This window comes from Pseudomonas sp. DP-17, assembly GCF_022380625.1.
Lineage (GTDB): Bacteria > Pseudomonadota > Gammaproteobacteria > Pseudomonadales > Pseudomonadaceae > Pseudomonas > Pseudomonas nitroreducens_A.
This window is the reverse complement of record NZ_JAKSXG010000007.1, coordinates 30,511-43,291: the sequence shown is the minus strand read 5'-3', so window position 1 is coordinate 43,291 and position 12,781 is coordinate 30,511. Positions and strand designations below refer to the sequence as shown.

Here is a 12,781-nt window from a genome sequence, read left to right as displayed (position 1 = left end):
CCGCGAGGAATTCCCCATGTCACTGTTCTTCATCAAGCGCCCCAACTTCGCGTGGGTGGTGGCGCTGTTCATTTCCCTGGCCGGCCTGCTGGCCATTCCGCTGTTGCCGGTCGCCCAGTACCCCAGCGTCGCGCCGCCGCAGATCACCGTCACTGCCACCTACCCCGGCGCGTCGGCACAGGTGTTGGTGGACTCGGTCACCAGCGTGATCGAGGAGGAGCTCAACGGCGCCAAGGGCCTGCTCTACTTCGAGTCCACCAGCAACTCCAACGGCATGGCCGAAGTGGTGGTCACCTTCCAGCCCGGCACCAACCCGGAACTGGCCCAGGTGGACGTGCAGAACCGCCTGAAGAAGGCCGAGGCGCGCATGCCCCAGGCCGTGCTCACGCAAGGGCTGGAAGTCGAGCAGACCAGCGCCGGCTTCCTGCTGATCTACGCGCTGAACTACAAGGAAGGCTCCGCGCGCACGGACACCACCGCCCTGGGCGACTACGCCGCACGCAACATCAACAACGAGCTGCGCCGCGTGCAGGGCGTCGGCAAGCTGCAGTTCTTCTCCTCCGAAGCGGCCATGCGGGTGTGGATCGACCCGCAGAAGCTGGTCGGCTATGGCCTGTCCATCGATGACGTGGGCAATGCCATTCGCGGGCAGAACGTGCAGGTGCCGGCCGGCAGCTTCGGCGCCTCCCCCGGCAGCACCGAGCAGGAGCTGACCGCTACCCTCGCCGTGAAAGGCACCCTCGACGACCCGGCGGAGTTCGGTCGTATCGTCCTGCGCGCCAATCCGGATGGCTCCACCGTGAAGCTGGCCGACGTGGCGCGACTGGAAGTCGGCAGCGAGAGCTACAACTTCACCGCGCGCCTGGACGGCAAGCCGACCGTGGCCGGCGCCATCCAGCTGTCCCCCGGCGCCAATGCGCTGCAGACCGCCGCCCTGGTGAAGGAGCGCCTTGCCGAGCTGTCGGTGAACTTCCCCGACGACGTCGAGTACTCGGTGCCCTACGACACCTCGCGCTTCGTCGACGTGGCCATCGAGAAGGTCATCCACACCCTGCTCGAAGCCATGGTGCTGGTGTTCCTGGTGATGTTCCTGTTCCTGCAGAACGTGCGCTACACCCTGATCCCGGCCATCGTGGTGCCGGTGTGCCTGCTGGGCACGCTGACGGCGATGTACCTGCTGGGCTTCTCGGTGAACATGATGACCATGTTCGGCATGGTGCTGGCCATCGGCATCCTGGTGGACGACGCCATCGTGGTGGTGGAGAACGTCGAGCGGATCATGGCCGAGGAAGGCCTCTCCCCGCCTGCCGCCACCGTCAAGGCGATGGGCCAGGTGTCCGGCGCGATCATCGGCATCACCCTGGTGCTCTCGGCGGTGTTCATGCCACTGGCGTTCATGGCGGGTTCGGTGGGGGTGATCTACCAGCAATTCTCCCTGTCGCTGGCGGTGTCGATCCTGTTCTCCGGGTTCCTCGCCCTGACCTTCACCCCGGCGCTGTGCGCGACCCTGCTCAAGCCGGTCCCCGAAGGCCACCACGAGAAGCGCGGTTTCTTCGGCGCCTTCAACCGGGGCTTCAACCGCCTGACCGAGCGCTACACCCTGCTCAACACGGCGCTGGTCAAGCGTGCCGGGCGCTACATGCTGATCTACGCCGGCATCGTCGCCCTGCTCGGCTACAGCTACCTGCGCCTGCCGGAATCCTTCGTGCCGGTGGAAGACCAGGGCTACATGATCGTCGACATCCAGCTACCGCCTGGCGCCACCCGTGCGCGGGCCGACGTCACCGGCCAGGAGCTGGAGCAGTTCCTCAAGTCCCGCGAGGCCGTGGCATCGTCCTTCCTGGTGATGGGCTTCAGCTTCTCCGGCATGGGCGAGAACGCCGCACTGGCCTTCCCGACCCTGAAGGACTGGTCCGTGCGCGACAACTCGCAGTCGGCCGAAGCGGAAACCGCGGCAATCAACGAACGCTTCGCCGGCATCAGCGACGGCGCGATCATGGCCGTAACCCCGCCGCCCATCGACGGCCTCGGCAACTCCGGCGGCTTCTCGCTGCGCCTGCAGGACCGTGCCGGCCTCGGCCGCGAGGCGCTGCTGGCGGCCCGCGACCAACTGCTCGGTGAGGCGAACGGCAATCCGAAGATTCTCTACGCCATGATGGAAGGCCTCGCCGAGGCCCCCCAGCTGCGCCTGGAGATCGACCGCGAAAAGGCGCGCACCCTGGGCGTCAGCTTCGAGTCCATCAGCAGTGCGCTGTCCACCGCCTTCGGCTCCTCGGTGATCAACGACTTCGCCAACGCCGGCCGCCAGCAACGCGTGGTGGTACAGGCCGAACAAGGCGACCGGATGACCCCGGAAACCGTGCTCAAGCTCTATGTGCCCAACAGCGCCGGCGAGCTGGTGCCGCTGTCCGCCTTCGTCAGCACCCGCTGGGAAGAAGGCCCGGTGCAGCTGGCGCGCTACAACGGCTACCCGTCGATCCGTATCTCCGGCGACGCCGCTCCCGGCGTCAGCACCGGCGAGGCCATGGCCGAAATGCAGCGCCTGGTGGGCGAACTGCCGGCCGGCATCGGCTACGAATGGACCGGCCTCTCCTACCAGGAGAAGGTCGCCAGCGGCCAGGCCACCCAGCTGTTCGCCCTGGCCATCCTGGTGGTGTTCCTGCTGCTGGTGGCGCTCTACGAGAGCTGGGCGATCCCGCTGTCGGTGATGCTGATCGTGCCCATCGGCGCCCTGGGCGCGGTGCTCGCGGTGACGGTCACCGGGCTGCCCAACGACGTGTACTTCAAGGTCGGCCTGATCACCATCATTGGCCTCGCGGCGAAGAACGCGATCCTCATCGTCGAGTTCGCCAAGGAGCTCTGGGAACAGGGCCACAGCCTGCGCGACGCCGCCATCCAGGCCGCGCGCCTGCGCTTCCGGCCGATCATCATGACGTCCATGGCCTTCATCCTCGGCGTGGTGCCGCTGGTGGTCGCCAGCGGAGCCGGCGCCGCCAGCCAACGCGCCATTGGCACCGGGGTGATCGGCGGGATGCTCAGCGCCACGCTGCTCGGGGTGATCTTCGTGCCCATCTGCTTCGTCTGGCTGCTGTCGCTGCTGCGTCGCCACCCCAAACCTGCGCATCAACCGTCGGAGGTCGCGCAATGACCGCCCTGCACAAACCCGCCATCACCCTGCTGTTGGCGCTGACCCTGGGTGGTTGCTCCATGGCACCCACCTACGAACGCCCGGAAGCCCCCGTGGCGCAGAACTGGAGCGGCCCCGCTGCCCGGCCCGGCGCCGCGGCGAGCCAGCTGGACTGGCAGACCTTCATCGTCGACAGCGAACTGCGCGAATTGGTGAACGTCGCGCTGGACAACAATCGCTCGCTGCGCCAGACCCTGCTCGACATCGAACAGGCCCGCGCGCAGTACCGCATCCAGCGCGCCGACCGCGTGCCGGGGCTGAACGCGGCGGCCAACGGCAATCGCCAGCGGCTGCCGGCGGACCTGTCCAGCAGCGGCGGTTCGGCGGTGAGCAGCAGCTACCAGGTTGGCCTGGCGCTGCCCGAGTACGAGCTGGACCTGTTCGGCCGAGTGAAGAGCCTGACCGACGCCGCGCTGGAACAATACCTCTCCACCGAGGAAGCCGGTCGCAGTGCACGCCTTGCGCTGATCGCCGAGGTCAGCCAGGCCTATCTCACCTACGACGGCGCCCAGCGCCGTCTGCAGCTGACCGAGCAGACGCTGGCCAGCCGCGAGGATTCGCTCAGCCTGATCGGCCAGAGGCGTACTGCCGGCGCGGCCACGGCGCTGGACTATCAGGAAGCACTCGGGCTGGTGGAACAGTCCCGTGCCGAGCTGGAAAGCAACGCACGGCAGAAGCAGCAGGCGCTCAATGCCCTGGTGCTGCTGCTCGGCACTGCCGATGCAGCCAGGCGCATCCCGCAGGTGCCGCGGGACAAGCCGATGCTGATCCAGGACATCGCGCCGGGTACCCCCTCTAAGCTGATCGAGCGGCGCCCGGACATCCTCGCCGCCGAGCACGTGCTCAAGGCGCGCAACGCCGACATCGGCGCAGCCCGCGCGGCGTTCTTCCCGCGCATCAGCCTGACCGGCAGCTTCGGTACGTCCAGCGCGGAAATGTCCGGTCTGTTCGACGGCGGTTCGCGTTCGTGGAGCTTCGTGCCGACCTTGTCGCTGCCGATCTTCGATGCCGGGCGCAACAGCGCCAACCTCGACCTCGCCAAGGTGCGCAAGGACTCGGCCGTGGCGGCCTACGAAGGCACCATCCAGACCGCGTTCCGCGAAGTGGCCGACGCGCTCGCGGCGACCGATACCCTGCGCCGCGAGGAAGCCGCGCGCCGGGCCCTGGCCAACACCACCAACGAAACGCTGAAGCTGGCCAAGGCGCGCTACGAAGGGGGCGTCGACAGCCACCTGCGCTACCTCGATGCGCAGCGCAGCAACTTCGTCAACGAATCGGCCTACATCGAGACCAGCACCCAGCGGCAGATCGCCCTGGTGGACCTGTTCCGCGCCCTCGGCGGCGGCTGGAATGGGGAGGCGACGGCGCAGCGCTGATCCACCCCTTGGCTCCGGTTCACGTAGGGCGCATAACCCGGAACGGATCATCCGCCGCCATGGCGGATGGCGCCCCCGGCGTTATGCGCCCTACGGTGCCGCTCCTCTGCCGGCGGATGGCAATCACGGATGAAGTCCGCTCCTACCGAACCTGAAACCCGCGCAGGAGCGGACTTCGTCCGCGATGACTCCAGCCACGGGATGCCGGACGGCTGACCCTGTGCCCGCTCCTGCAGGACGCCCCGCCGGCAAGGCCGGCGCATGATGGACAGCTATTTCGCAGACTGATCAGCCGCCGAACACCGGTCGGAAGAAGCTCCGCTCGTAGCTGAGGATGCAGCGGGTTTCTTCGGCATAACGGAACGCAGCCTGGCACTGGGGATCGTCCATGGACTGCTGCCGGTAGGTTTCGTACTCCGCCAGGCTGGGGAAGGTGAACATCGCCAGGGCAATGTTGCTGGCCCCCTCGGAGGGCAGGAAGTAGCCGTGGTGCTGGCCGCCGAAGCGCTCCACCAGCGGGATCCACAACCGGCCGTAGTGTTCGAATTCCTTGAGTTTGTACGGGTCCAGCACGTAGCGCAGGTAACAGGTGACCATCTTGCCAACTCTTTTTCGTTGAATAGGACGGTCACTCTACCTATTCCACGCGGGAACGCCTAAACGACCTCCCCGGCACAGGGCTCTTCGTGGGAGCGAGCTTGCTCGCGAACAGACCTCCCGGCGACCTCGTAGTCAAGCGGTTCGCGAGCAAGCTCGCTCCTACAGGTCACAGCCCACCTGCGACATGTCAGCCCGTATCGCCCGCCAGCCCGTTAGACTGACCAAACCTACAATCCCCAGGGGCACGATGCCCCTATCCACCAGCGCTGGCGCGAGGCCAGCGCGGAGCACAAAGGCATGTACTTCGACATCTTCCTCGACCTCTTCGCGGCGCTCGGTTTCGGCGCGCTGATCGGCATGGAGCGCCAGTGGCGCCAGCGCTTCACCGGCGTCGCCACCCACGGTCTGGTCGCCCTCGGCGCGGCCACCTTCGCCACCCTGCCCTTCCTCATGGGTGCCGAGGACCAGGTGGTGCGCATGTCCGCCCAGGTGGTCACCGGCATCGGCTTCCTTGGCGCCGGCGTGATCATGCGCGACGGCCTCAGCGTGCGCGGCCTGAGCACCGCCGCCACGGTCTGGTGCACCGGCGCAGTGGGCGTGCTGGCGGGCAGCGGATTCCTAGCGGCGGCGCTGGTCGCCACCCTGCTGATCGTCCTGTGCAACCTCACCCTGCCGTCGGTGACCCGCTGGATCCAGCGCCACGCGCCCCTCGAGCCGGGCAGCGAGCGCTACTACACGGTCCAGGCCGTCACCGAAGCGCACCAGGAAGCGCTGGTGCGCTCCACCCTGCTGCGCCGCCTCAGCGCCAACGGCCTGGCCCTGCAGAGCCTGGAAAGCCACGCGCGCAAGACCGGCGGTGAAGTGGAAGTCGCAGCCCTGGTGCTGGCCCCCAGCGACAAGGACAGCCTGCTGGAAGCCCTGGTTGGCGAACTGGCCCTGGCGCCCTACGTATCGGCCACCAGCTGGTCGGTGAGCGACGGGCCCCAATGAGTCGCCGGCCGGACCCGTCGTGATTCACAGAAATGCCATCTGGCGACAGCCACGCGCTGCGCGGCCGCACGCCCTGGGGCGCGACTGGAAGAATCCCCTGCCGGTGTCAAACCGGCAAACTTCTTCCTCCGCAACGGAAAGCGCGAACCATGATGCAACTTACGCCCGCCCGCGTCCTGATCACTCTCGGGGCGATTGCCGCCATGACCTGCTGGCCCCTGCTCGGCTACTACGAAACCCGCGACGGCGATCAGTCCAGCCGCGTCTACTTTCTCAAGCGCAAGCCGACGCTGCAGGTAAAGTTCGAGAATGTCTTTGCCAACGGCCAGGCGCCCAGGCCGCTGGAACAACTCAGCGAGGAGGAACGGCAAGTCGCCATCGACTATTGCCTGTTCCGCCTGGGCATCGAGTCCCCGCTGCAAACCCAGCAGCAACTGGACCTCTGCACGGCACGCTGAGCCCCGGACGGTGCGCTACCGGTCAGGCGAAAACGAAATACTTGCGCACCGTCTCGACCACTTCCCAGGTGCCCTTCATGCCCGGCTCGATGACGAACACGTCGCCGGCGCGCAGATGGACCGGCTGCTCGCCCTCGGGGGTGATCACGCAGTAGCCGTCGAGGAAGTGGCAGTACTCCCACTTCTCGTAGTTCACCTCGAACTTGCCGGGGGTGCAGATCCAGGTGCCCATGATCTTGCTGCCGTCCGCCGACAGGTAGGCGTTGAGGTTGACCGTATGCGGGTCGCCGCCAATGCGCTTCCACTTGGTGGCGTCCAGCACGGGCGTCGGGCAGGTGTCGCGCAGCACGGTGATGAAATCGGACATGACAGCTCCAGGTCGTTGCAGTGAAGGTCCGCCACCCTAGCCACGAACCGCCGCCGGCAGTTGCCTGGATTCGACATCGGTATGCCTGCCAGCGCTGCCCGCCCTTCTTTCCCCCCTCCTGACAGATTTGTCATCCGCGGCTCACCTGCCCGTTATCCGTGCTCCCACACGATGCCCGTGGCCCTCGCCACGCCTGGGCGAAAACAACAACAGCAGGCGGTAACCAAACCATCCTGCCCTTAGGAGCGCATCCATGTATCGCACGTCTGGAAAGTACCGACACAAGTTCCCGCTGGCGGCTTCGCTGCTGGCGCTGGGGGTCGCTTCGCCGACCGTCCTCGCCGAAGGTAAGTCCGAGGAGAAGGCCGAAGGCTTCCTCGAAGGCGCCAGTCTCGAAGTCCTCAACCGCAACCTCTACTTCAACCGTGACGCCCGCCACGGCCAGTCCGTGCCGCCGCGCGGCAACGGCTACTCGGAAGTCTGGGCCCAAGGCATCATCGGCAGGTTCGAATCCGGCTTCACCCAGGGCACGGTCGGCGTGGGCGTCGATGCCTTCGCCATGGTCGGCTTCCAGCTCGACACCGGCGACGGCCGCAACGGAGCAGGCAGTTCGGTGGACGTATTGCCCACCGATAATGACGGGCGCACCGAGAGCAACTACGCCAAGGCCGGCGGCGCGGCCAAGGTGCGCCTGTGGGACACCGTGCTGAAGGCCGGCGACGTCTTCCCGGAAACCCCCGTGGTGCACTACGGCGACTCGCGCCTGCTGCCCGAATCCTTCCGCGGGGTCACCCTGCAGAACACCAGTCTCGAAGGCCTGACGCTGCAGGGCGGCCGCCTGCATTCCATGAGCCAGCCGCAGTCACGGCAGATGGACGACGGTTTCGCCACCTTCTACGCAGGCCCGGTGGATTCGGCCTGGCTCGCCTACGGCGGCGGTGACTACGCGATCAACGACAACGCCAGCGTCAGTCTCTACAGCAGCCGCCTGAAGGATGCCTGGAACCAGTACTACTTCGGCACCGCGCTGAACTTCCCGCTCAGCGAGGCCGTGGAGCTGTTCGGCGGTTTCAACTACTACAAGTCGCAGGACGAGGGCCGCGAGCTGCTCGGCGAGTTCAACACCAGCATCTGGAGCGCCAGCGCCGGCGTGCACTTCCGCGCCCACCGCATCGCCGTCAGCCACCAGCGCAACAACGGCAACAACGACTTCGACTACCTGCGCCAGGCCGACTCGATCTACCTCGACAACTCCATCCAGTACAGCGACTTCAACTCGCCGAAGGAGCGTTCCTGGATGGTCCGCTACGACCTCGACATGGCCACCTATGGCATACCGGGCCTGAGTTTCATGACCCGCTATGCCCGCGGCACCGACGCCGACTATTCCAACGCCAACGCCGTGTACATGCGCCGCGACGACAACGGCGATCCGCTCACCGACCAGAAGCGCTGGGAACGCGACATCGAGGCGAAATACGTGTTCCAGGAAGGCCAGCTCAAGGACCTGTCCCTGCGGGTGCGGCAGGCAACGACCCGCGCCACGGCCTTCGAGTCGGACCTGGACGAAGTGCGGCTGATCGTCGAATACCCGCTGGCCATCCTCTGACGGCCTGCGCCTGGCGGGCGGATGACGGAATTGTCAGCTGCGCCTCAGCCTCCCGTTAGGCGTCCCTGCGTATAACGGAAGCCATCACCGCCCCCCAAGGCAACCGGTGATGATTTCCCCCGCAAGACTGCTCCACTTCCTGGCGCTCCACGTGCCCCTTTGGAGGAAGAGGAACCCTCGGCGCCCGACTGGGCGCCTTTTTTTGCCCTGCACAAACTCAGAAGCGTGGATCGCGAATCGCCGGCAGCACCAGCTCGCGCACGAACGAGGCACAGGAAAGTCGCAGCAGCGCATCGACCATCCGCACCACATCGTGGACCGGCACCTGATGCCCCTCACCACGCCGCGCGGCTTCCGCCAAGGGCATGGACAGCGGGTCCTCGGTGTTCAGGTCGCCAAGCTGGAGCACGGTGACCGCCAGGTTCCACTCGCGGAAGCCTTCGCGCAGTGCATCGGCCATACCCGTCAGGGCGAACTTGGAGGCGCCGAAAGCCACTTCCGGGCGGCCACTCCGGCGCAGTGCCGAGGTCGAGCCGGTGAGGATCAGTTGCGGCCGGTGCGACTCCAGCATCCTGGGCACCAGGCGCTTGAGCAGGAGCAGTGTGGCGGTGATATTGACGTCCACCAGCCGGGCGATCGACTCGTCGGTATCGGCGAGGAAGGAGTAACGCTCGCTGAAGGCATGCTCTTCCCAGATGCCGACATTGCACAGCAGGACATCGATGCCGGTCGGCGCCTGCGCCTCGATGGCCGCCAACGCCACCGCAGGTTCGGCGAGGTCCGCTTCGATCCATTGCAGCTCGACCCCAGCGGGTACCTCCAGCGACGCGGGGCGCCTGCGCGACACCCCGATCAGCGTATCCCCCGGCTGACCGAGCCCCTCGGCCAGCGCGCGGCCCAGTCCCCTGCTCGCACCCACGATCAGTATGTTCATGACGGCTCCCTAGACCCAGCGGCCATTGAGGACGACAAAGCCGGCCAGCACCCAGACCACCAGCAGCAGGTGAGTCAGTTGCAAGCCCTCCTGGCGAATCCAGTAGCCGAACCACAGGCCGCCCAGCAGCATCGCAAAGAGGAAGGCCAGGGCCGCGCTCGCCGCGAGGTTCAGCCAGGCCCGCGCCGGCTCCAGACCCTCACCGAGCAGCAGGTGGTAGCACCCGGTCCAGGCCGTCGCCACGGCAACCATCTGCAGCAGCACGATGAATGCCAGCGCCAGGCGCGCCAGCCTGGGATCGGCCAGTGCCCGCGCCAGCAGGGGTGTATCGATGACCGGTGCCTGGCGCAGCGGCGCCATCGACAGCGTGGCCCCGATGGCGCCCACCGAACTTGCGAAGGCATGCAGGTTGTTGATCAGCGCAATGCTCAGCCAGAGGCTGAAACCCAGGGTGTGAACTCCGAGGAAGATCGTCAGTGAAAGGTGGGTATCCATGCCAGGTCCTTGTTTGCCATGTCCAGGCCCGCCACGGCAGCGGGAAACCCTCCCCGCACCGGGCGTGCCGCCATCCATTGCCCGGCGCTGGGCGCTGCCGGGAAGGTTCGGCCGGGACTCTAAGACCTCAACCGCAGTTGAGGTCAAGCAAGGAAATGGGCGTGCCTGAACGGGCCCGTGCAACGCGGGGCGCCGGGTCTCAGAACGCCCCTTGCAGCGTCACCATGAAGTTGCGCGGCTCGCCATAGAAGTTGCCCCAGGAGACGGCGCCGACGCTCTGGTAGTACTTCTTGTCGAACAGGTTGTTGCCGTTGAGCGCGACCGTCCAGTGCTCGTCGAGGCGGTAGCCCACGCGGCCACTGTAGATGGCGTAGTCCGACTGTACCGAAGTGACGTTGCCGCTGCGCACCGAGACGTCGCTCTGCGCCGTCACGCCCGCTCCCAGGCTCCAGCGGTCCAGGTCGCCGGCCAGCTGATAGTCGGCCCAGGCGCGGAACAGGTGGCGCGGGAAGTAGGTGGTGGTGAAGGTCGGCTCCTGGGGATTGTCCTCGGCGCTCCTGAGGTATCTGGTCTGGGTGTAGGTGTAGCCGGCCAGCAGTTGCAGGCGGTCGATGACCTCGCCGCTGACTTCCGCCTCGAAACCCTGGGCGCGCACCTTGCCCACGTCGGTGTAGCAGTAGCCGTCGGATGAGCCGGCGCAGACGGTGTCGTAGTTCGCTTCGGCGCGGTGCTCTTCCACCGTACGGAACAGGTTGAAGGCGGTGTTCAGGCGGCCATCCATCAGCTCGCCCTTGATGCCCAGCTCGTAGCTCGCGCCGGTCTTGGGCTGCAGTGGGCTGCCGGACTCATCGGTGTAGGTGCTCTGCGGCTGGAAGATATCCGCGTAGCTGGTGTAGACGGACCACTCGTCGTTAAGGTCGTAGATCAGCGCGGCGAACGGCGTGACCTGGCCGTTCTCCTGGCTGCGGTCGTGCTGCCAGTAGTCCCAGGATTGGGTGTAGGAGTCGCGGCTGTTGCGGTACCAGCTGACGCGCGAACCGAGGACGGCGGTCAAGGGCTCGGCCAGCTTCAGGCGCAAGGTGGCATAGGTGCCGAACTGGCGGGTGTCCGACTCGGTGGGGACCGGTCCGCCCCGGTAGGAGTTGGGCGCGTAGAAGCCATCCGCCGGTTCGGGAATGTGCGAGTTGGGATGGAACGGGTCCTGGGAGGTACCCAGCAGGCTGGTCATGTTGATCAGCGCATAGTGGTCGTGGGTCTTGGCACGGCTGGCGTTGGCGCCGACGGTCAGCTCGTGCTGCAGGCCGAAGGCCTCGAACCTGCCATCCAGGTAGGCATCGAAACCGTAGTCGGTCTGGTCGTAGTCGAACAGCCCGGAGTACACAGAGGAAGGCGCCGAGGTCGCGCCGGGAGCCACGCCACCTGGCGTCTCGGACAGCGCGTACTTGATGTCCTGGTCGTTGTGGGTCCAGACACCGGCGAACTTGAAGGCCCAGTCTTCATTCAACTGCTGGGAGAGATCGGCGAACAGCGTGGTGCGCTCGCTCTCCCAGCTGTTCCACGACGCGCCCAGGCAGGTCGAGCGGCTGAGCTTCAGGTCCTTGCCGTTGCTGTAGCGCGGCAGGCCGTGCCAGCAGGGTGTGGCATCGAGCTTCTCGTAGGCGACGCCCAGGCCGAGGGTGGTATCCGGGGTCAGGTCATAGTCCAGTGCGCCATAGAGAATCTGGTCGTTGCGCTTGCCGACGTCGTAGAAGTACTGGCGATCCTGCAGCGCCACCACCGTGCGGCCGCGCAACGTGCCCGATTCGTTGAGCGGACCACCCGCGTCCACCTGGCCACGGTAGTTGTCCCACGAGCCCGCCGAGAGCGACAGCCTGGTCTCCGCTACGCTCTGGCCGCGCTTGCGCACGAAGTTGACGCCGCCGGTGGAGCTGCCGGAACCCTTGAGCATGCCCGCCGCGCCCTTGAGCACTTCGACCCGGTCATAGAAGGCCATGTCGCCGGAAAAGCTGTTGGCCTGGACGTACTCGCCGCCGACGTCCAGCGGCACGCCGTCGTACTGGTACTGGCCCTGCATCATGAAGCCACGGGAGTAGAAGTACTTGCCGCCCATGGGCGACTCGTAGACGGTGATGCCCGGCGTCTTCTCCATCGCCTGGTCGATGGTGGTGATGTTCTGGTCATCCAGGTAGCGGCGGGTCAGCACGGTCAACGACTGCGGCGTCTCGCGCAGGGAGTGCACGCCCTTGCCGATGGTCACCGCGCGTGCGCCGTAGGAGTTGCTGCCTTCTGTGGTGGGGTCCAGCCGCTGGCTGGAAACGGTGGTGGAGTCCATCTCCAGCACCGCCTCCGCGGGCACGGGCACCAGGCCGTAACCGCCGTTCTCCAGGCGACGCACCGTCAGGCGGGTTCCGGACAGGATGCGGGCAAAGCCATCCTCGATGCCGTACTCGCCATCCAGACCAGCGCTGCGCTTGCCTTCGGTCAGCCCCGCGTTCACCGAGATCGGGATGCCGGCACGCCGGCCGAACTCGCCGAGCACCTGGTCCAGCGGGCCGGCGGGAATCGCGTAGTGCTGGCTGCGGGTGGCCGTGGTTTCGGCCTGCACCGCCGCAGCGGGCAACAGGGTGAGCGCGGAACAGGACAGCAGGGCGAAGCCGAGCGACTGTCGCAGGGCGCGGGCGATGGGGTGAAGCGTCATGGGCAGAGGGTCCGTTTCTCGTGGTGGGCTCGCGGTGGCGAGCAGGGATTTCTCCCTAGGCCAAGCG

10 protein-coding genes are annotated in these 12,781 nt (G+C 66.6%); 5 read left to right on the top strand and 5 right to left on the bottom strand.

Annotation, left to right across the window (positions count from 1 at the left end; genetic code table 11):
• The first annotated feature begins 16 nt into the window (after positions 1 to 16).
• Both MJ122_RS12530 and MJ122_RS12525 read left to right on the top strand, forming a co-directional pair.
• A complete protein-coding gene (locus MJ122_RS12530) occupies positions 17 to 3,148 on the top strand; it encodes an efflux RND transporter permease subunit (protein ID WP_239744393.1) in 3,132 nt (1,043 codons plus the stop codon).
• Positions 3,145 to 4,563 carry an efflux transporter outer membrane subunit gene (locus MJ122_RS12525; RefSeq protein ID WP_239744392.1) on the top strand — a complete coding sequence of 473 codons (1,419 nt, stop codon included), beginning with the start codon at positions 3,145 to 3,147 and terminating at the stop codon, positions 4,561 to 4,563. The genes MJ122_RS12530 and MJ122_RS12525 overlap by 4 nt, the downstream gene beginning before the upstream one ends.
• A 288-nt stretch (positions 4,564 to 4,851) precedes the next feature.
• On the opposite strand, the gene MJ122_RS12520 is transcribed toward MJ122_RS12525, so the two are convergent.
• Positions 4,852 to 5,160, bottom strand: coding sequence for an NIPSNAP family protein (locus tag MJ122_RS12520; RefSeq protein WP_088417072.1), 309 nt, complete (start codon positions 5,158 to 5,160; stop codon positions 4,852 to 4,854).
• A gap of 300 nt (positions 5,161 to 5,460) precedes the next feature.
• Here MJ122_RS12520 and MJ122_RS12515 point away from each other — a divergent pair, with 300 nt between their 5' ends.
• Entirely contained in the window at positions 5,461 to 6,153 is a 693-nt protein-coding gene (locus tag MJ122_RS12515) for an MgtC/SapB family protein (RefSeq protein WP_088417073.1), read from the top strand.
• Positions 6,154 to 6,302: 149 nt separating this feature from the next.
• Positions 6,303 to 6,611: a hypothetical protein gene (locus tag MJ122_RS12510; RefSeq protein ID WP_088417074.1), complete on the top strand. Its 309-nt coding sequence runs from the start codon at positions 6,303 to 6,305 to the stop codon at positions 6,609 to 6,611.
• Between the two features lie 22 nt (positions 6,612 to 6,633).
• On the opposite strand, the gene MJ122_RS12505 is transcribed toward MJ122_RS12510, so the two are convergent.
• Entirely contained in the window at positions 6,634 to 6,978 is a 345-nt protein-coding gene (locus tag MJ122_RS12505) for a cupin domain-containing protein (protein ID WP_081517039.1), read from the bottom strand.
• A gap of 253 nt (positions 6,979 to 7,231) precedes the next feature.
• On the opposite strand from MJ122_RS12505, the gene MJ122_RS12500 reads away from it, so the two are divergent.
• Positions 7,232 to 8,587 (top strand): OprD family porin, encoded by a 1,356-nt coding sequence (locus tag MJ122_RS12500; RefSeq protein ID WP_239744391.1) that lies wholly within the window; start codon positions 7,232 to 7,234, stop codon positions 8,585 to 8,587.
• Between the two features lie 217 nt (positions 8,588 to 8,804).
• Here the strand turns inward: MJ122_RS12500 and MJ122_RS12495 are convergent, their stop codons facing one another.
• The 3 genes from MJ122_RS12495 to MJ122_RS12485 form a co-directional block, all read right to left on the bottom strand.
• A complete protein-coding gene (locus tag MJ122_RS12495) occupies positions 8,805 to 9,521 on the bottom strand; it encodes an SDR family oxidoreductase (RefSeq protein ID WP_239744390.1) in 717 nt (238 codons plus the stop codon).
• A 9-nt stretch (positions 9,522 to 9,530) separates the two neighbouring features.
• Positions 9,531 to 10,016, bottom strand: coding sequence for a DUF2165 family protein (locus MJ122_RS12490; protein WP_088417077.1), 486 nt, complete (start codon positions 10,014 to 10,016; stop codon positions 9,531 to 9,533).
• A gap of 199 nt (positions 10,017 to 10,215) precedes the next feature.
• Entirely contained in the window at positions 10,216 to 12,714 is a 2,499-nt protein-coding gene (locus MJ122_RS12485; protein ID WP_239744389.1) for a TonB-dependent receptor, read from the bottom strand.
• Positions 12,715 to 12,781 lie beyond the last annotated feature (67 nt).

Coding starts and splice junctions, on each gene's coding strand:
- MJ122_RS12530 (WP_239744393.1), top strand. CDS start 17: ATGTCACTGTTCTTCATCAAGCGCCCCAACTTCGCGTGGGTGGTGGCG.
- MJ122_RS12525 (WP_239744392.1), top strand. CDS start 3,145: ATGACCGCCCTGCACAAACCCGCCATCACCCTGCTGTTGGCGCTGACC.
- MJ122_RS12520 (WP_088417072.1), bottom strand. CDS start 5,160: ATGGTCACCTGTTACCTGCGCTACGTGCTGGACCCGTACAAACTCAAG.
- MJ122_RS12515 (WP_088417073.1), top strand. CDS start 5,461: ATGTACTTCGACATCTTCCTCGACCTCTTCGCGGCGCTCGGTTTCGGC.
- MJ122_RS12510 (WP_088417074.1), top strand. CDS start 6,303: ATGATGCAACTTACGCCCGCCCGCGTCCTGATCACTCTCGGGGCGATT.
- MJ122_RS12505 (WP_081517039.1), bottom strand. CDS start 6,978: ATGTCCGATTTCATCACCGTGCTGCGCGACACCTGCCCGACGCCCGTG.
- MJ122_RS12500 (WP_239744391.1), top strand. CDS start 7,232: ATGTATCGCACGTCTGGAAAGTACCGACACAAGTTCCCGCTGGCGGCT.
- MJ122_RS12495 (WP_239744390.1), bottom strand. CDS start 9,521: ATGAACATACTGATCGTGGGTGCGAGCAGGGGACTGGGCCGCGCGCTG.
- MJ122_RS12490 (WP_088417077.1), bottom strand. CDS start 10,016: ATGGATACCCACCTTTCACTGACGATCTTCCTCGGAGTTCACACCCTG.
- MJ122_RS12485 (WP_239744389.1), bottom strand. CDS start 12,714: ATGACGCTTCACCCCATCGCCCGCGCCCTGCGACAGTCGCTCGGCTTC.